Origin of the sequence: Paenarthrobacter sp. Z7-10, assembly GCF_026932795.1 — a bacterium.
Classification (GTDB): Bacteria; Actinomycetota; Actinomycetes; order Actinomycetales; family Micrococcaceae; genus Arthrobacter_M.
In genome coordinates, this window is sequence record NZ_JADPVH010000015.1 from 13,051 (window position 1) to 31,750 (window position 18,700).

At 65.3% G+C, this 18,700-nt stretch carries 15 protein-coding genes, 1 tRNA gene, 1 pseudogene and 1 riboswitch; of the genes and pseudogenes, 8 read left to right on the top strand and 9 right to left on the bottom strand.

The genetic code is table 11. The features are described 5' to 3' along the window. Positions 1 to 126 precede the first annotated feature (126 nt). Positions 127 to 1,545: a dihydrolipoyl dehydrogenase family protein gene (locus IV498_RS06430; RefSeq protein ID WP_269045739.1), complete on the top strand. Its 1,419-nt coding sequence runs from the start codon at positions 127 to 129 to the stop codon at positions 1,543 to 1,545. 63 nt (positions 1,546 to 1,608) lie between these two features. Here IV498_RS06430 and IV498_RS06435 read toward each other — a convergent pair whose 3' ends face one another. From IV498_RS06435 to IV498_RS06450, 4 genes are all read right to left on the bottom strand, one after another. Next, complete coding sequence (locus IV498_RS06435; RefSeq protein WP_269045740.1) at positions 1,609 to 2,136, bottom strand: SixA phosphatase family protein; 528 nt, start codon at positions 2,134 to 2,136, stop codon at positions 1,609 to 1,611. A 116-nt stretch (positions 2,137 to 2,252) separates the two neighbouring features. After that, positions 2,253 to 3,137, bottom strand: coding sequence for a winged helix-turn-helix domain-containing protein (locus tag IV498_RS06440; protein WP_269045741.1), 885 nt, complete (start codon positions 3,135 to 3,137; stop codon positions 2,253 to 2,255). 572 nt (positions 3,138 to 3,709) lie between these two features. Beyond that, positions 3,710 to 4,966 (bottom strand): MFS transporter, encoded by a 1,257-nt coding sequence (locus tag IV498_RS06445; protein WP_269045783.1) that lies wholly within the window; start codon positions 4,964 to 4,966, stop codon positions 3,710 to 3,712. Between the two features lie 5 nt (positions 4,967 to 4,971). Then, positions 4,972 to 5,535, bottom strand: coding sequence for a MarR family winged helix-turn-helix transcriptional regulator (locus IV498_RS06450; protein ID WP_269045742.1), 564 nt, complete (start codon positions 5,533 to 5,535; stop codon positions 4,972 to 4,974). Positions 5,536 to 5,787: 252 nt separating this feature from the next. Next, positions 5,788 to 5,961: riboswitch (cyclic di-AMP (ydaO/yuaA leader) on the top strand. 4 nt (positions 5,962 to 5,965) lie between these two features. Between IV498_RS06450 and IV498_RS06455 the strand changes: the two genes are divergently transcribed. Next, complete coding sequence (locus IV498_RS06455; RefSeq protein WP_269045743.1) at positions 5,966 to 6,634, top strand: transglycosylase; 669 nt, start codon at positions 5,966 to 5,968, stop codon at positions 6,632 to 6,634. 107 nt (positions 6,635 to 6,741) lie between these two features. Here the strand turns inward: IV498_RS06455 and IV498_RS06460 are convergent. After that, positions 6,742 to 8,193, bottom strand: a pseudogene (locus tag IV498_RS06460) (lipase maturation factor family protein). 58 nt (positions 8,194 to 8,251) lie between these two features. Further along, a complete protein-coding gene (gene upp / locus IV498_RS06465; protein WP_269045744.1) occupies positions 8,252 to 8,887 on the bottom strand; it encodes a uracil phosphoribosyltransferase in 636 nt (211 codons plus the stop codon). 22 nt (positions 8,888 to 8,909) lie between these two features. Here upp and tadA point away from each other — a divergent pair, with 22 nt between their 5' ends. Together tadA and IV498_RS06475 are read left to right on the top strand one after the other, a co-directional pair. Beyond that, positions 8,910 to 9,488 (top strand): tRNA adenosine(34) deaminase TadA, encoded by a 579-nt coding sequence (tadA, locus tag IV498_RS06470; protein WP_269045745.1) that lies wholly within the window; start codon positions 8,910 to 8,912, stop codon positions 9,486 to 9,488. A 65-nt stretch (positions 9,489 to 9,553) separates the two neighbouring features. Continuing rightward, positions 9,554 to 9,643, top strand: a tRNA-Ser gene (locus IV498_RS06475). Positions 9,644 to 9,722: 79 nt separating this feature from the next. Here the strand turns inward: IV498_RS06475 and IV498_RS06480 are convergent. Then, positions 9,723 to 10,241 (bottom strand): ferritin-like domain-containing protein, encoded by a 519-nt coding sequence (locus IV498_RS06480; protein WP_269045746.1) that lies wholly within the window; start codon positions 10,239 to 10,241, stop codon positions 9,723 to 9,725. A gap of 227 nt (positions 10,242 to 10,468) precedes the next feature. After that, the gene (locus IV498_RS06485) at positions 10,469 to 10,819 is read right to left on the bottom strand and encodes a hypothetical protein (protein WP_269045747.1); all 351 of its coding nucleotides are present in this window, start codon (positions 10,817 to 10,819) and stop codon (positions 10,469 to 10,471) included. Positions 10,820 to 10,832: 13 nt separating this feature from the next. Here IV498_RS06485 and IV498_RS06490 point away from each other — a divergent pair, with 13 nt between their 5' ends. Next, positions 10,833 to 11,219, top strand: a complete 387-nt coding sequence (locus IV498_RS06490; RefSeq protein ID WP_269045748.1) for a DUF4232 domain-containing protein — start codon at positions 10,833 to 10,835, stop codon at positions 11,217 to 11,219. A gap of 60 nt (positions 11,220 to 11,279) precedes the next feature. Here IV498_RS06490 and IV498_RS06495 read toward each other — a convergent pair whose 3' ends face one another. Then, the gene (locus IV498_RS06495; protein WP_269045749.1) at positions 11,280 to 11,816 is read right to left on the bottom strand and encodes a hypothetical protein; all 537 of its coding nucleotides are present in this window, start codon (positions 11,814 to 11,816) and stop codon (positions 11,280 to 11,282) included. A gap of 190 nt (positions 11,817 to 12,006) precedes the next feature. Between IV498_RS06495 and IV498_RS06500 the strand changes: the two genes are divergently transcribed. The 3 genes from IV498_RS06500 to IV498_RS06510 all read left to right on the top strand — a co-directional run bounded on the left by IV498_RS06500 (position 12,007) and on the right by IV498_RS06510 (position 18,677). After that, the gene (locus IV498_RS06500; RefSeq protein WP_269045750.1) at positions 12,007 to 16,857 is read left to right on the top strand and encodes an ATP-dependent helicase; all 4,851 of its coding nucleotides are present in this window, start codon (positions 12,007 to 12,009) and stop codon (positions 16,855 to 16,857) included. Further along, a complete protein-coding gene (locus IV498_RS06505; RefSeq protein WP_269045751.1) occupies positions 16,850 to 17,677 on the top strand; it encodes a DNA-formamidopyrimidine glycosylase family protein in 828 nt (275 codons plus the stop codon). Before IV498_RS06500 ends, IV498_RS06505 begins: the two co-directional genes overlap by 8 nt. Positions 17,678 to 17,750: 73 nt before the next feature. Continuing rightward, the gene (locus IV498_RS06510; RefSeq protein ID WP_269045752.1) at positions 17,751 to 18,677 is read left to right on the top strand and encodes a pseudouridine synthase; all 927 of its coding nucleotides are present in this window, start codon (positions 17,751 to 17,753) and stop codon (positions 18,675 to 18,677) included. Positions 18,678 to 18,700 lie beyond the last annotated feature (23 nt).

An 18,700-nucleotide genomic window follows, 5' to 3' on the forward strand; every position in this document is an offset into this window, starting at 1 on the left:
ACGCATTTTTCATGCCCGGATGCCCATACCCCCATTACGGCCACTAACCCCCCATCGAGTGAGTAAATGGTGCTCGGTCCAGCCCGGCATCGAGCATCAAGTGCTCACTCGACGTAGGCTCGTTTCATGACGGAGCCACAAGAATTTGATGTTGTAATCATTGGTGCCGGCGCGGTGGGTGAAAACGCCGCGGACCGCGTGGTCCAGGGCGGCTTGACGGCCGTCCTGGTGGAGGCGGAGCTGGTGGGGGGCGAGTGCTCCTACTGGGCCTGCATGCCCTCCAAGGCGCTGCTGCGCTCCGGCACCGCGCTGCTGGCCGCGCAGTCGGTGGCTGGCTCCCGCGAGGCCGTTACCGGAACCCTTGACGCGTCCGCGGTGTTCAAACGACGCGACACGTTCACCTCTAATTGGCAGGACGACGGTCAGGCGGACTGGGTCCGGGACGCGGGCATCGAACTGCTCCGCGGGCACGCCTGGCTGACCGGGGAGCGGACGGTTGAAGTAGCCACGAACGACGGCGGCACGCACCACCTGCGCGCCCGGCACGCCGTGGTGCTGGCCACGGGCTCCACCCCCACAGTTCCGCCATTGCCAGGGCTGTCCGATATCCACTATTGGGGCACCCGGGAGGCGACGTCTGCACAGACCGTGCCCAACCGGCTTGCCGTGCTGGGCGGCGGGGTTTCCGGTGCAGAGCTGGCCCAGGCCTACGCCCGGCTGGGATCGGCCGTCACGCTTGTCGCCCGCGGCGAGCTGCTGGCAATGTATCCACGCGACGCCCGCGAACTGGTGGCAGCCGGATTGCGCTCCGATGGAGTTGACTTGAGGTTGAACACCTCGAGCACCGGTGTATCCCGCAACGATGCCGGGGAAATTGTGCTGGACCTCGAAGGTGGCCAGCAGATCGTCGCGGACGAGCTGCTGGTGTCCACCGGCAGGCACCCGGCATTGGAAGGACTGGGCTTGGAAAGCCTGGGCCTGGGGACCGAAAAACTGGACACGGACACCACCGGCCGGGTAGCAGGCCATGACTGGCTGTATGCGGTGGGGGATGCCGCCAGCAAGGTCCTGCTGACGCACCAGGGCAAATATGAAGCCCGGGCCACCGGAAGTGCCATCGCCGCACGTGCCGCCGGAGAGCTGCAGGGCACCCCGGAACCGTGGAGCCGCTGCAGTCAGACCGCCGATGACCACGCCGTGCCGAATGTGGTGTTCACGGATCCGGAGATCGCCATGGTGGGACTTTCGCTGGACCAGGCGCGCAGTGCGGGCATCAATGCCTCGGAGGTGTCGCTGCCGATAGCGGTGGGCGGATCGTCGCTGTACGCGGACGATTACAAAGGCTGGGCGCAGTTGGTCGTTGATGAGGACCGCAAGGTTCTGGTTGGCGCCATCTTCGCCGGCCCGGGCGTTGCCGAACTGCTGCATTCCGCCACCGTGGCCGTCGTCGGCCAGGTTCCGATGGAAAGGTTGTGGCACGCCGTGCCGTCCTATCCCACCATCAGCGAAGTCTGGCTGCGCCTGTTGGAGAAGTACGGACTCTGAGAGTACGACGACGACGCACGGTCGGCGCGATGCCGGCACATAGGTGGCCTTGTCTAAACGAAGTCAGCCGGCGCGGGGGACCTCAAAGGCAACGGCCCTGGCGTCCCGTCCGTCCAGTTCGGCCCACGGGTGCTGGTAGTCAAAGACGGCCAGCGCAGCAGTGGGATAGTTCATGGCCAGATGCGTATACGCGTCCTCGTCCGAATCCCGGGAGGCAAGCCGCAGCCCCAGCTCCTGCACTCCCGGGAGATGGCCGATCAACAGCAAAGTACGAACCGTTTCGGGGAGATGATTGATGACCGAGAGCATCTGCGCAGCCGGCGCATCATAGAGCTGATCCTCAAGCTTAGGAGTAGGCGCCTTGGCTCCCAGCTCCGAACAGACCCAGGTGCAGCTTTGTCGGGCACGCAGTGCGCTGGAACACACAATGAAGTCAGGCACCACCTCATGCTCGAGCATCCATCGGCCCGCCACCGCAGCGTCGGCATGCCCGCGCTGCGCCAGTGGCCGGTCATGATCCGCCACGCCAAGCGGGTACGCCGCTTTCGCATGGCGCATCAGGATCAGCCGCTTCACGTGGTGCTCACTCATGAACCCAGTTTAGGTTGCGGACCGGAAGGTCCCATTCCCGGGCAGCCGGGGCGGCGCCTCCCGCACGGTCCGGATGGGTGGGATATCCCTTGCCGTGCGCGGCGGCGGGCGGCAGGCTAAATTGAGTACTCCGGGGCTGCCCAGACAATCACTTCCGGATGCTCATAGAACCGGTAGCCCTCCCCACGCACCGTACGGACCGTGTTCGCCAACCGTCCCAGCTTGGACCGAAGCCGGCGGATGTGCACGTCGATGGTGCGCTCGTTAGGCACCTCTTCGGCATTGCGCCACAGCCCGCCGAGCAGTTCGTCGCGGCCTACCGTACGTGCTCCGTTCTCGACCAGGTAGTTGAGCAATTCGAACTCCTTGAACGTCAGGTTCAAAGTGTCCCCATCGAGATGGACTTCCCGCCTGGCCAGATCGATCAGGACACCCGTGGGCCGGGGTTCCGTGACCGCCTGCAGCCGAGCGGCTTCCTGTCGCTGGCGCGCCGCCACGGTGGGATCACCGAAGGTGGAGCGCACCACGTCCAGCGCTGTTCCAGGAGCGTCCGACGGTGCTATCGCGACGGCGGCGTAACTCTGCGCCGGCGGCACTAGAGACTGCGCATAAGCGCGGATATCCTGAGCAAGTTTAACCAGCGACGTCCCGGCCGCTGCTGCGGCGTCCTCGTCCACTCCCACGTAGAGCACAAAGCCGTGCGCCACATTGTCCGCTCCGACACCGCGGAGGCCCTCGCCGCCGGAAACAACCGGAGTTGGCGCCGTGAGCGGCGCGGAGGGCGCCTCAGGGACGGGGCGCAACTGTTCGTACCCGGATTGGTTGCTTTCCGGTCCCTGACGATATCCCTGCACGGGCCCCTGCCTGACGCCGGATGAGACCGGGGACGGGCGACCCGGAAAGGGCTGGCGCCAGCCGTTTTGTGGGTGACCGGCAGTGCTGGATGCGGCCTTGCTGGCGTTGCGGACGGAGATGTGGACGTATCCGGATGCTACTGACATGGGATTACCTCAATGTGAAGTGGCCGTCATTGCGGCTCGAATGCTGCTGGGTCCCCGCTGAATCAGGGGATGAATGCCCGTCGAGGGGCCGGCCCGGAGGCCAATGAGTGTCTGGACTTGGGGGTGCTAAGTCAGGCGCGCATTCGACAACAACACATGAACTCACCAGCGGATGCGCTGAGACGGTTCGCTGCGGCTGCAGATGGTGTGGAGTTGATGTTCACAGTTCGAGTTTGCAACGTAACAAAGGTGACTGGCAAGTAACAAAGCTCTCAGGTGTCCAGCATGTGAGATTTTATCATCTTTTGTGACCTAAATCACCATAGACAAAAACGTCACAGGAGCGCTCAATAGGTCACTCCGGGCGACAAACATCCACGCAAACCGTTATTTCAGCATGTTTCGTCCAGCCTTGCTGCCTGATTCTGACTTTCGACGGCTTCGGGTGCCCAACTGGTGGACGTCGACGATGCCGCAGCCGGGGTGCAATGTTCAGCTGCGGCTCGGCGCCAGTGGACGTTCGAGTCATCCGCGGCCGCAGCGCCAGTGGACGCCGCCTGCCCATCGGTCGGCTATGGCGCCAGCGGGCGCCGGAATGAGTAGTGCGTCACGGAGTGCATCTGATCCCGGAAACGGACATTGTTGCGGCGGTTGAGCAGGATCAGGGCGACGACGCCGGCCAGCAGGGCGATGCCCGCCCCGCCCCCAACGGACCAGCGCGCACCAAATTCCGTGCCAATCCACCCCACCAAGGGAGCGCCGATCGGCGTCCCTCCCTGCAGAACCACCATGTACACCGCCAGCACCCGGCCCCGCATCACCGGATCGGTGGAGAGCTGCACACTGGTGTTGCAGGCATTCATGAAGGTCAGTGCAGCCAGACCCACCGGGATCAAGGCGACGGCATAAAGGGCATATGTGGGCATGAAGGCGGCCGTTCCGGCCAGGATTCCGAACGCAAGTGCCCCGCCGACGACGTAACGCATCCGGGTGCCTTGGCGCCGGGCGGCCAGCAGGGCCGCCGCCAGCGTCCCCACTGCCATTACCGAGCCCAGCAGCCCATACTCGCCCGCTCCCTTACCAAAGACCGCGCTGGCCATCAGGGCGTTGGTGATCTGGAAGTTCATTCCGAAGGTTCCCACCACCCCAACCAGGATCATGATCATAGTCAGATCCGGCCGCTGCCTGATGTACCGCAGTCCTTCCCGGATCTGCCCCTTGCCCCGGGCTGCCCGGGCGACCGGATGAAGCTCGTGCGGCCGCATTTTCAGCAGCGAGCAAATCACGCCGGCAAAGCTTGCCGCGTTGAGCAGAAATGCGGGGCCGGTACCCAGCCACGCGATCAGCAATCCGGCCACACCGGGGCCGGCCAACCGGGCGAGATTGAAGGACGCGCTGTTCAGGGCGACGGCGTTGGGCACATCCTGCTGTTCCACCACTTCTGAGACAAAGGCCTGCCGCGACGGTGCATCAACGGCACTGGCGACCCCGAGGGCCAGCGCCAGTGCGAACACCTCCCACAGCTGCACCGTTTGGGTGACCACCAGAATGCCCAGCAACAGGGCGCAGAAACCCATAGCCGTCTGCGTGCAGATCAGCAGTTTGCGTTTGGAGATCCGGTCGCCGAGCAGGCCTGCATACGGACCGATGAACAGGATGGGCAGAAACTGCAGGCCGGTGGTGACGCCGACGGCGGTGCCGGAGTTGTGGGTCAAAACTGTCAGCACCAGCCAGTCCTGAGCCACGCGCTGCATCCAGGTGCCGATATTGGACACCAGCGCACCGCTGACCCAGAGCCGATAGTTGTAGACCCTCAGCGCCCGGAACATCGATTTCACTTGGCACTCATATCCTGCAGCAGACGGGCCGCCTTGCGCAGCACCGCCCGCTCCTCCGGCGACAGCGCGGCAATCCTGGTGGCCAGCCATTCGGTCCTTCGCGTACGGGCCTCGTTCAGCGTACGCAGCCCGGAGGGACTGATCTCCACAAGCACCTGCCTGCCATCCGTCGGGTGCTCCCTGCGCGCCACCAGGGACGACTCCTCAAGCGCATTGACGATCCTGGTCATTGAGGGCGCCTGCATGTGCTCGCGGTCCGCCAGTTGCCGCAGCGTCAGCGGCGCCTGGGCGATGGCGGCGAGGACGGAGTACTGCCCGGGTGAAACGGCATCGCCACTGGCCTCAGTACGCAGCCTGCGGGAGGTGCGCATGACGGCGATCCGCACCTCGACCGCGAGAGGCGCTGCGGCAATCTTCGGGCCAACTGGGCTGGCAGCCGGTTCCGTGTTCCCTGCGCCGCCGCCTTGCATCGCAGGAACCGCCTCCGATCCCCCATTTCCTCCCCCATTTTCGCGGACGGATTCTTCCTGTATTGCCTTGCCGTTTGTTGCCACTGTCATAGCCCACTCATCCGTTACTCCACGATCATCGGCCGTCCGCCGCCTCGGCCCCAGCCGTTACCCTGCACCGCTCAATCTTTTACTTAGCATAAGTCATTACCTTTGCTAAGTACATTGCAGTGAGCTGCGGGCTCGTTATCAAAATGTGACTATCGAGTGCAAGTCCGGTATCGTGAAGAGAGCGTTATTTACGGCCATTCCCGGCCCGCTGACGCCCGCGGGCCGTTCGCCGAACTCTGCCGCAGCCCGCGGTCCCTTCACATACCTAATCTTTAGGCAGAGACGGGGGAACCATTTCTTGGGGCTCCCAGTGAAGTCCTTGGGGTTAAGCCACGGGCGCGGTGCGTCTTAAACGTGCCGAACCGATTGGCCGGGTGCTCTCATCCGAATCCGACAGCTCACCTCGCAGGCGTTGAGAGAGGCTACTTTCATGTCCAGTTCCACCCGCCACGGTCGACGCCGCGCAGAACCGGCAGCCCGCAAATCCGGCGTCCTACAAATACTGAACGCGACCCCCAAGCCGACTCCTGTCGGCCAGCGTGTGGCAGCTGTCGCGATGGCAGGTGCCCTGCTCGTGGGCATGGGCGTGTCGGATAAAAGTCTGAACCAGGCAGTGGCGGTGCCGGCCCCCGCCGATACCCCCATCTCCGTTCCCAAGGATGCCGCACTGTCTTTCATCCGTACCGGGGTGAAGTCCAGTCTCGACACGACGCACGCCGCCGGCAGCCCCGCCAAGGTGACCAGTTCGTCGTCGTCCGTTAAAAAAACCACCGCCAGCTCCGGCCCGGTCAATGACCCGGCCGGAGCACAAGCCTTCGCCGGCAGCCAGCTAGCTGACTTTGGCTGGGGCCAGGATCAAATGACCTGCCTGCTGCCGCTGTGGAACCGGGAATCAGACTGGACCACCACTGCCGAGAACCCTTCCAGCCAGGCGTATGGCATCGCCCAGTCACTGCCGGCGGAGAAAATGAACAGCGCCGGCAAGGACTGGAAGACCAACTACCGGACCCAGATCAGCTGGGGTCTGGGGTACATTAAGGACCGCTACGGATCCCCGTGCGGCGCTTGGGATCACGAAGTGTCCATCGGCTGGTACTGATCCGGAGCCGGTGCCGCGGGACCAGCGGAGCCGAGTGGAGTCAGCGCGGCTGGCCCGCCGTCCGTTGGATACACCCCCGGCCGTAGTTGGACGCGGCAACAACGCCTTCAGCCGCGGCTCCGCCTCCCCGCGGAGTCGGCGGTCATAGGCGGTACGTAGTCCGCCACCGCCTCACGCTTCCACCACAGCCCCGTCGAGCGTTTTTCGGCCCGGGTCGTGAACCGATAGCGGAACAGCCGGGCACGCACCCAGCGCGGCGGCGTACCGCCGAACGGGTCCGTGCGCAGCAACCGAAGCGTGGCGCAGTCCGCGCTCAGCAGCCGTTTCAGCAGCGGCAAAAACCAGTTGAATCCGGGTGAACCCAGGGCCAGGAACCACATCAGCCAGTCCAGGCGCAGATGGTACGGCGCGAACTGCCGCGGCATTCTGGACGGATCCCCCGGCTTGCCCTTGAATTCATACTCCCGCCAGATGGCCCCAAGTCCGGGATCCTCGCTCTCGGTACCCTCGATAATCACCTCATAGCGATGGCGCGTAATGCTTCCGAAAGCGCCGTAGGCGTTGCCCAAATGCCATTGGTTGAAGCTGGCGTTCATCAACTGCCGACGCGAGAGCAGGTTTCGGGCCGGGCGGTAGGCGAGCAGCAGCAGCCCAGCACTGACCACCAGCACGACGACGGCAAACCACAGCGGCGTCGGCGCGCGGTCAGGCACGGCGTCGGGCAAGGCCGGGACCAGCCAGTGCGCGGCCCGGTCGCCGACGGCGGCAAACGCCAGCAGGATGGTCAGCGCATTCAGCCACGCGAAGTTCCCGGAGAGCACCAGTCAGAGCTGGGTGACAATAACGATGGCCGCTGCCACGCTGGCCACTGGCTGGGGTGCGAAAAGGAAGAACGGCACCACCAGCTGGGCAAAATGGTTTCCGGCCACCTCGGCCTTGTGCAGTGGTTTGGGTAGATGATGGAAAAACCGGCTGGCCGGATTGGGCATGGGCTGCGTCTCGTGGTGGTAGTACAGAGCGGTCAGATCCCTCCAACAGCTGTCGCCGCGCAGTTTGATCAGCCCTGCCCCGAACTCAAGGCGGAACAACAGCCAACGGCTCAACCAGATTACTGTGACAGGGGCCGGCACGGCGTCCGAGCCCAGGAAAGCGGCCAGGAAGCCCGCCTCCAGCAGCAGGATCTCCCAGCCGAAGCCGTAGAAAACCTGGCCCACATTCACAATGGACAAGTAGCCGCCCCACATCAGGCCAAAGACCAGCATCGGCAGCCAGGGCGGACCAGCCTGGGGCACACCGGCCAGCAGCAGGGCCGCGAGCGCCGCTCCGACCCAGCAGATGACCTGCATCAAGGTATCGGAGTAATGCCAGTGAAACAGTGTGGGAACACGGCGGCCGGCAATACGCGTCAGGTAAGCCGGCACGGGCAGCAGCCCCTTCGTTCCCAGCAGCGGACGGAACTCCGCGGCCGTGGACACGAGGGCAACCAGGTAGACCGCGGCTATCCCCCGCTGGAGGACCTGCCGTGCCAGCTCATATCCCGTGGAATCCAACCAGTCCATCGGGGTTAACGCTAGTTGCGTCCTCCGCCATCGGCAAGGATTAAGGCAGCGCGGACGCCTAGCCCACGACTCCGTACAGCCGGTCGCCGGCATCCCCGAGGCCGGGCACGATATAGGACTTTTCGTTCAGTCGATCGTCGATGGACGCCAGCACGATCGTGACGTTCTTGCCCTCCAGCTCCTCGCGCAGGGCCGCCAGGCCCTCGGGAGCGGCAAGCAGGCAGATGCAGGTGATGTCGGCCGCGCCGCGGGCAAACAGGAACTTGATGGCCTCCCGCAGCGTTCCGCCGGTTGCCAGCATCGGATCCAGCACATAGACCTGCCGGCCGGTCAGGTTATCCGGCAGTCGCTCGGCGTAAGTGATCGCCTCCAGCGTCTCCTCGTTGCGGGCCATGCCAAGGAAACCGACCTCCGCCGTCGGCAGCAGCCGGGTCATTCCTTCCAGCATGCCAAGACCCGCGCGGAGGATGGGGACCACCAGCGGCGTTGGCTTAACCAGTCCGGTCCCAACCGCCGAGGTGACGGGAGTTTCGATGTTTACCGGCTCAACCCGAACTTCACGGGTCGCTTCGTAGGCGAGCAAGGTCACGAGCTCTTCGGTCAGCAGCCGGAAGACCGGCGACGGAGTGTTTTTGTCCCGCAAAACGGTGAGTTTGTGGGCAACGAGCGGGTGGTCCACAACAATTACGCGCATAGGTAAAAGCTACCATTGAGCCATGCCCCCAACCGCCCAGCCGAACCCCTCCGGGTCCCCCGAAGCCTCGTCGGAGGGCGTCCCTGGGCCGACCACGCCTCCGCCAGGAGAACGCACCCCGGCAGGGGCCGGGCTGGCACCACTGCGCGCCGCCAAGCACCGGGAGTGGATGCAGCTGGCCTTAAGTCAAGCGCGGCTGGCGCTGGCGACCTCGGACGTGCCAATTGGCGCCGTCGTCGTGGGCCCGGACGGGAACATTCTGGGCTTCGGACGGAACGAACGCGAGGCATCGTCGGACCCGACCGCCCACGCCGAAGTGGTGGCCATCCGGGAGGCGGCCAAGGCGATGGGGTCCTGGCGGCTGGAAGGCTGCACCCTGATCGTCACCCTCGAACCGTGCGCCATGTGCGCGGGCGCGATTGTGCTGGCCCGTATACCCACCGTCGTCTTCGGCGCCTGGGACGAGAAGGCCGGCGCCGCAGGATCCGTCTTTGACGTCCTGCGGGAGCGCCGCCTGAACCACTGGGTGGAGGTTTTCCCGGGCGTCCGGCAGGAGGAAGCCGCGGCACTGCTTCAGGATTTCTTCGCCTCCCACCGGTAGCCCCGGAACCTATGCACCCCGCCGCTTTGGGAAGCGCGCCCTGCGTCCGGTAAGGTAATTGCGTTGGTGACGTGTCCGAGCGGCCGAAGGTGCAACACTCGAAATGTTGTTTAGGTGAGAGCCTAACGTGGGTTCAAATCCCACCGTCACCGCCAAACCAGTAAGGCCCCTACCTTCCAGTGGAAAGATAGGGGCCTTTCCTGTCGTGGGGCATGCCGTCGAAGCCGGAACTAATCAGCGTTCCTGGTGGGGCGCTTTCCGGTAGGCAATGCCCTCCCGCGAAATCCGCTGCGCCATGTCTTTGATCTTGCCCGCTGCGGCCACTTCCTGCTCGAGGTTCTGCCGCAGCAGGCTTGCCACGTCCTTGGTGCCCCGGGCCTCGGCATTCATGACCAAGGTTTCGTAGACGGCTATCTCGTAGTGCTCCGTTTCGAGTGCTCCGGCGAGCACCACGTCGTCGACGAGGCTTACGTCCGTTTTCTTGATGGTGGATGCCCCTTCCTTAGCCAAGCCCTTGGTGGTCGGGGACGGCGAGTCGTTGACCTCCTCACCCAGCAACTGGAAGCACTGCTCCACATTGGCTATCTGCTGGCGTGTCTCGTCCGCATGCTCGCGCAGCAGGTCTGCCAACTCGGGCCGCTGCGCCTGCGATTGAAGCTGGGTCAGCATGTCCAGCGAGTCACGCTCCATCGACAAGGCGGATCCAAGTTTGAAGCTGAAAATTTCTTCCGGGGTATTGAAGTGTTCGAACATTAGCTCTCTCCTTAGGTCGGCTGAGACCGGCGCCGGCGGAGTTTCTGCAGCGCCAGCGCTTCGTTCGGGCCCCGTCGCCGGTTGTGTTGCAGCCGGAGACCTCCCAATACTAAGCCCGCTTATCATTAGACATTAGCACCGGGCGGCATCCCGTCCAAGGCCCAAACAGCGGCGAACGGTCCGAATTTCCGTCAGCGCTGTCACGACATTACAATTCAGACGCCACTTCAGCTATCACAGGGCCGAGGAGTTGACTCCAGTAACACTTCCCAGCAGGCTGTAGTCATGAAGAGTTTTGGACGTCCGCGCGCCCTGTCACTTTTGGTCACGGTGGCGGCTTCTGCCCTGCTCTTGACCGGCTGCAGTGGCACCTCGGGGTCCACAACCGGTTCCACCTCCGTCGATGCCGTCGCTTCGGCACCGGAGGCCAGCAGCACGGACAGTGCCGGGGCGACGGACAGCAGTACGCCCAGTGCCTCTGCTTCGGTCACTGCCAGTGCGACGGCATCGTCAACGCCGAGCAGTTCGGCGCCGGCAAGTAGCACGACGGCGGCTCCCGGACTCTGCTCAGCGGGCATGTTGGCCGGGTCCGTGGACGATTCCGGCGGCGGTGCGGCCGGCCACATTTACCTCAAGTTGCAGGTCAAGAACACGTCTACGCAGGCGTGCGTGCTGGACGGATACCCCGGTGTTTCGCTTGTCGGCGGCGGCAACGGTACCCAGCTCGGGGCCGCGGCGACGCGTGACCCCGCGCTGCCGTCCGCCGGTCCCATCCAGTTGGCTCCTGGGGCAACCGCCGTGGCCCAGCTGCGTTACACGCAGGCCGGGAACTACCAGAACTGCACCCAGACACCGGCGGATGGATTCCGGGTGTACCCGCCCAGCGCCACCGATGCACTGTTCATCGCGCATCCGGTGACGGGCTGCGCCGAGAGCAGCATCGTGCTGCTGACCATCGGCGCCTTCAAAGCCGTCTGACGGCTTCGCGTTTCGTCCCAACCCGAACGTCGTCCTAATAGCTCAAGGCCGCGCCGCGGCCTACAGCAGGTTCAGCGTCGAAAGCTCAATGTCCCTGCCCGGCGTCCGCCGGCCGTATTTCGTTAAATGCAGACGGTAACCAGCTGTCACAACTGCCGCCGCGGCGATGGCCTGAAGTGCGCCGCCCCACACTGGAGCGGTGATGAAAGCCGCGGGCAGCGCCATCAGCACCGATGCGGCACCCGCGGTGACGATGACGCGGGCGCGCTCCAACACACCGTAGTAGATGCAGGCGCCACCGAGGATGAGCCAGGTACCGCAGCCGTTCAGCGGAGCCACCGTACTGGTGAACAGGACACCGGCACCGATCGCGCAGACTGTGTACAGGTAGGCCTTCCACGCGCCCAGCAGTGCCGGCGGATGCCGGAAAAACCAGATGGCCGTGACGACGACGAGCAGGAGGGTACCGAAAGCGTAATATGCCGAAACGGCGGCGATATTCGAGGTGGACATCAGATCCACCGCGGCACCGCCCAAAAACAGCGCGCTCATGCCTACCAAGGGGACCCAGTTGTTCCCCACATGCCGCGAACTCACGGCTCCTCCATCCCCGGTTTTCTGTCCCTCCCGCCGATCGAACCCCCTTGTGACCATAGGGGACGGCAGGGACAGCAATGCCATTAGTACCGTCAGAGTACAACCACAACACTCCACGGGCATGCAGGCGCACCTGAGGCAGGCAAAATGTCCGGCTGGTGGGAGATGATGGAACGGTGGCGGAGAACGAATGAAGTCGGCAGGGACGAACTCGGCGCTGGACGGGTTCACGGCGGCAACCCGCGATTGGTTCCAGGGCGCCTTTGACGCGCCGACGCCGGCGCAGACCGGCGCCTGGAAGTCTCTTTCGGCCGGATCGCATTCGCTGGTGATTGCCCCGACGGGGTCCGGCAAGACACTGGCTGCATTCCTGTGGGCACTGGACCGGCTGATCGCCGATGAGCGCGAGCCAGGCACAACCGGCACCCGGGTACTGTACATCTCACCCCTGAAGGCACTGGGCGTGGACGTGGAGCGGAACCTGCGGGCGCCGCTGATCGGCATCACGCAAACAGCCAAACGGCTCGACCTGCCGGCACCGCACATTTCCGTCGGTGTTCGAAGCGGAGATACGACGGCGGCCGGGCGGCGGTCGCTGCTGAGCCACCCGCCGGACATCCTGATCACCACGCCTGAGTCGCTTTTCCTCATGTTGACCTCGAAGGCACGGTCCACGCTGGCCCGGGTAGAGACGATCATCGTGGACGAGGTGCACGCCGTTGCGGGGACCAAACGCGGGGCGCATTTGGCGCTGTCCCTGGAGCGGCTGGATGAATTGTTGCCCAAGCCCGCCCAACGCATCGGGCTCTCGGCAACCGTTGAGCCACCCGAAACGGTGGCACATTTTCTGGCCGGATCGGCGCCGGTGGAAATCGTGGCGCCGAAGACGGAGAAGAACTGGGATCTGCTGGTCACAGTCCCGGTGGAAGACATGACCGCGCTGCCGGCTGCCAGCGCTGCCCATGATCAGGGACCAGCGTCCGGGCTGGCGCCCAACGCTTCCATCTGGCCCCACGTGGAAGAAAAAATCGTGGACTATGTGCTGGCCAATAACTCCACCATTGTCTTCGCCAATTCGCGCCGGCTTGCCGAGCGGCTGACGGCCCGGATGAATGAGATCTACGCCGACCGGCAGTTGATGGCCGCGGCGGTTCCAGCTGGCGCCGGAAATCCACCGCCAGCGCAGATTATGGCGCAGGCCGGTGCATCCTCCGGAGCTGAACCGGTGCTGGCCAAGGCACACCACGGTTCGGTGTCCAAGGACCAGCGGGCGCTGATCGAAGACGATCTGAAGTCCGGCCGGCTGCGCTGCGTGGTCGCGACCTCCAGCCTGGAGCTGGGCATCGATATGGGAGCCGTGGACCTGGTAATCCAGGTGGAATCACCGCCATCGGTTGCCAGCGGCCTGCAGCGGGTGGGCCGCGCCGGTCACCAGGTGGGTGAGATTTCCCAAGGCATCCTTTTCCCCAAGCACCGTGCCGATCTGGTCCACTCGGCCGTGACGGTGGAGCGAATGCTCGCCGGAAAGATTGAATCTCTGCACATCCCGGCCAACCCGCTGGATATTCTGGCCCAGCAGACTGTCGCCGCAACGGCCCTGGGCAGCATTGATGTGGAGGAATGGTTTGACACGGTGCGTCGCAGTGCACCCTTCGCCTCGCTCCCCCGATCCGCCTTCGATGCCACGCTGGATCTGCTGGCCGGACGGTATCCCTCCGACGAGTTCGCCGAACTGCGCCCCCGCATCGTCTGGGACCGGGTGGAAGGAACCCTCACCGGCCGGCCGGGCGCACAGCGGCTGGCGGTCACCTCCGGCGGAACCATTCCGGACCGCGGTCTTTTTGGCGTCTACATTGTCGGTTCCGAGGCAGAAGCGCCGGCGGGCGCCAAGGCCAAGGGTGGCCGTCGGGTAGGTGAGCTCGACGAGGAGATGGTATACGAGTCCAGGGTGGGAGACATTTTTGCCCTTGGCGCCACCAGCTGGCGCATTGAGGACATCACGCACGACCGCGTCCTGGTCTCACCTGCGTACGGCCAACCGGGCAAACTCCCGTTCTGGAAAGGAGATTCGCTGGGCCGGCCGGTGGAGCTGGGCCGCGCCGTGGGAGCCTTCACCCGGGAACTGGTGGGAGCGGACCCGGCCGCGGCCCTTGCCCGCTGCCGGGCCCTAGGATTGGACGACTGGGCCGCCGGCAACCTGCTCGGATACCTCACCGAACAAAAACAGGCCACGGACCTGGTTCCCAATGACCGCACGCTGTTGGTCGAACGCTTCCACGATGAACTTGGCGACTGGCGGGTTGTCCTGCACAGCCCCTTCGGTATGCCCGTGCATGCGCCGTGGGCGCTTGCCGTCGGTGCCCGGCTGCACGCACGCTACGGTCTGGACGGCTCGGCGATGGCGTCCGACGACGGCATCGTGCTGCGGGTGCCGATGATGGATGACGAGCCGCCCGGAGCGGAACTGTTCCTGTTCGAGGCCGATGAACTCGATAGCATTGTCACAGCAGAGGTGGGCGGTTCAGCGCTGTTTGCCGCCCGCTTCAGGGAATGCGCCGCGCGGGCACTGCTGCTGCCCCGGCAGCATCCGGGCAAACGCTCCCCGCTGTGGCAGCAGCGCCAGCGGTCCGCGCAGTTGCTGGATGTGGCGAAGAAGTACCCGACGTTTCCAATCGTGCTGGAAACCGTCCGTGAGTGTCTGCAGGACGTCTACGATCTTCCCGCGCTCAAGGAGATCGCCGCGGGCATCGAGCGCCGCGAGCTGCGGATCATGGAGATCACAACACAGCAGCCCTCGCCCTTTGCCCGCTCGCTGCTGTTCGGCTATGTCGCCTCGTTCCTGTATGAGGGCGACTCGCCGCTGGCCGAACGCCGGGCCGCGGCGCTGTCTTTGGATCCCACGCTGCTCAGCGAACTGCTGGGGCGGGCTGAGCTGCGCGAGCTGCTGGATCCGCAGGTCATTGCCCAGACGGAAGCAGAGTTGCAGCGCCTCGCCCCCGGACGCAGGGCCCGCGGGCTGGAAGGGGTGGCCGATCTGCTCCGTTTACTCGGACCGCTCAGCATAGAGGAGGTGGCCGCGCGGCTGGATCCAGAGGCCGACGACGGCAGCAGCGCAGGCAGTCCGCTTGGTGGAATGGATGCGGCTGCGGCCGCCGAAGATCACCTGGAAGCACTCGTCAAAGTCAACCGGGCCCTGCGGATCAACATGGCCTCCACTCCACGCTACGCTGCCATTGAGGATGCGGCCCGGCTCCGCGATGCGCTCGGGATTCCGCTTCCGATGGGCGTCCCACAAGCCTTTATTGAGCCGGTCGCGGATCCTCTCTCCGACCTGCTCGGCCGCTATGGGCGAACCCACGGCCCCTTCACCGCCGCGGAAGCCGCCGACCGGCTGGGACTCGGTGTCGCCGTCGTCGGCACCGGTCTGGCCCGTCTAGCCGCCGACGGCAGAGTGGTCGAGGGGGAGTTTCGGCCCACCCGGACGTTCCCCGGCGGGGTACAAACGGTGGAGCAGCAGGGCGAGGCGGCCAGCGACTCCGCCGCCAGCGCAGCTGCCGACGAACTCGTGGCAGCGCCACAGCAACCCGCCATCCCCGCCAGTCACACCCCGGCGGCCTCCGAGTGGTGCGACGTTGAGGTGCTGCGCAAACTCCGACGCCGGTCCCTGGCCGCGCTGCGCGCAGAGGTTGAGCCGGTGGATCCGGCCAGCTATGCCCGTTTCCTGCCCGCCTGGCAGCACGTGGCCATTCCGGCCCGGGCGGGCGCACGCAGCCAACCTGGCCAGCCCAGCCAGCTCCGCGGTCTTGACGGTGTGCTTACTGTCGTGGACCAACTGGCCGGCGTGCCCGTGCCCGCGTCGGCGTGGGAACCGCTGGTGCTCGCCTCACGGGTCGCCAACTACTCGCCGGCGATGCTCGATGAACTCGCCGCCACCGGAGAGATTCTTTGGTCCGGAGTCGGCTCACTGGCGGGCAATGACGGCTGGATCAGTCTGCACATTGCCGAATCTGCAGCGCTGACTTTGCGTCCGGCACCGGACTTTGCGCCCGGGGACCCCCAGCAGCGGCTGCTGGACCATCTGGCTGGAGGGGGCGCATACTTCTTCCATCAGCTGCGGGAAGTTGCCGGCGGAATGGACGCGGTCCTCAGCGACGCCGAGGTGACCACGGCGCTCTGGGAACTCGTGTGGGCCGGTCGGATCAGCAACGACACTTTCAACCCGGTGCGGTCCCTGCTTTCCGGTGGACACTCCGCGCACCGGCAGCGTCCCGCCGCCCCCCGGCTCCGCTCCTCCGGACGCTACGGGCGGCTGGGCCGGGCTTCCGGGTCGGACTCGTCGGCCCTGGCCGGACTGGCACAGCCCCGTTCGGCACCCCCGCTGGCGGTAGGCCGGTGGGCCATCCTGCCACCCATCGAGGCCGAGACAACCGTGCATGCCCATGCCACCGCGGAACTCCTGCTGGACCGTTACGGCGTGGTGACCCGCGGTTCGGTGGCAACGGAGAACATTCCCGGCGGCTTCGCGCTGATGTACAAAGTGCTGGCGCGGCTGGAGGAGACCGGCCGCTGCCGACGAGGCTATTTCATCGAACACCTGGGCGCGGCCCAGTTCGCCGTTCCCACCACAGTGGATCGGATGCGTTCCTTCAACCAGGATGCCCAGCCGGAGCACGGCACCCCGTCCGCGCTGGCCCTGGCTGCCACTGATCCCGCCAATCCATACGGTGCTGCGCTGCCGTGGCCCACCTTGGAGGCGGGGCACCGGCCGGGTCGGAAGGCCGGCGCCCTGGTGGTGATGGTCGACGGCGCCTTGGTGCTCTACGTTGAACGAGGTGGAAAGACGCTCCTCGCCTTCACCGCAGAGCCGGAGCCGCTGGCGCTGGCGGCGGGGGCCCTGGCTGATGTAGTGAAGCGCGGCGCGGTGGATAAACTGGCCATCGAAAAAGTCAACGGTCAAAGCATCCTCGATACTGAACTCGCCCGGTCCCTGATCGACGCGGGTGCCTACAGCACGCCCCGGGGGCTTCGAATCCGTGCCTGAGGGAGACAATGTCTGGCGCGATGCCAAGCTGCTCGGAGCCGCGCTGACCGGTCGGCAGCTGGTCCGCTGCGACATCCGCGTCCCGAAGTACGCCACAGTGGATTTCAGCGGCAGCATGGTGGATGCCGTTCGGTCCCGGGGTAAGCATCTGCTGATCAGCGTCGCCGGGCACCTGATCCATTCCCATCTGAAAATGGAGGGCGTTTGGCACGTCTACCCCGGTGGTCCGCGGAGCCCGCAGAAGTGGCGGCGGCCGGCGTACACCGCCCGCTGCATCCTCGGCACGGACGCGGCCACGGCCGTCGGCTTTTCCCTCGGCCTGCTGGAGGTGCTGACGCCGGAGCAGGAGCGCGAGGCAGTTGGCCATCTCGGTCCGGACCTGCTCGGGGCCGACTGGGACGCTGCGGAAGCGGTCCGCCGGCTGGCCGCGCAGCCGGGCCGCAGCATTGGGACCGCTCTGCTGGATCAGCGCAATCTGGCCGGCATCGGCAATATCTACCGCAACGAATTGTGTTTCCTGGCCGGTGTCCATCCTGCGGCGACGGTGCAACAGGTGCAGAAACTCGAGCGGCTTGAGCGAATTGTGGACACGGCCAAGCGCCTGCTGGAAGCCAACAAAGACCGACCTCGAAGCACTACGGGCCTTCCGGCGCGCGGCGATGCGGCCGTGTGGGTCTACCGGCGTGAAGGCAAGCCCTGCAAACGCTGCGGCACGTACATCCGGCATGGCACTCTGGGGGAATCCCTGCGTCCCGGCCAAGCCGAGCAGCGGCTCCGGGACATCTATTTTTGCCCGCGCTGCCAGCCGCCGCGCGATTAAACGCAGGGAGCAGCTCCACCCCTGCGGCAATCCCCAGGAGCAGCTCCACCGCGGCGGGTACCCTTAAGGGGTGATGAAATCCCCCCTTCCGGTGCGCGACGGCGTCAATGCAACCCGTCTCCGACTGCCGGAATCGGGGCCGTGGGCCACCGCGATGGACTACGTGCTGGAGCGCTTTGGCCACGTGGATCCTGACGGCATCGTGGCGAGGTTCAAACGCGGCGAGGTCCAGGCGCTCGGCGGAACGGTCCTCACCCCGTCCACTCCGCTGGCCGAGCACACCTTCATCTGGTATTACCGTGAGCTCCCGGTGGAGCAGAAGTTGCCCGTGGAATTGGCGGTCCTGCACCAGGACGAGGACCTGGTGGTGGTGGATAAACCGCATTTCCTGCCCACCACACCCGGCGGAATGTATGTGGCCGAGTCCGCCCTAGTGCGGCTGCGGCTGATGCTGGATCTTCCGGATCTGGTGCCCATTCACCGGCTGGACCGAATGACGGCCGGGGTATTGCTTTTCGCCGCCAATCCCTTCACACGGGGCAAGTACCAGCTGCTTTTCGAGCGGCGGCACGTTCGCAAGAGCTATGAAGCTGTCGCATCCGTGCGGCCGGAGCTGGCGCTGCCTCGCGTGGTGCGAAGCCGGATGCTCAAGTCCCGAACCTATCTGCTCTCCCAAGAGGTGACCGGCGAGTCCAACGCGGAGACACGAGTAGAGCTGCTGGAGACGTACGACGACGACGGCCTCCTCCGTGGGCGCTACAAGCTCGAGCCACACACCGGCAAGACGCACCAGCTGCGCGTTCATATGGCATCGCTGGGACTTGGCATTCTGACCGATCCGTTCTATCCGATCCTGCTCCCGCAGGCTCCGGATGACTATGCCAATCCCCTGCAGCTGCTCGCGCGGAGCATCAGTTTCACCGATCCGCTCAGCCACCGGGAGGTCGAGTACACCAGCCGGCGACACCTGTCCAGCTTTACCGGCGCCGGGAACCACTGAACGGTCCCACCGGGCGCCTGCAG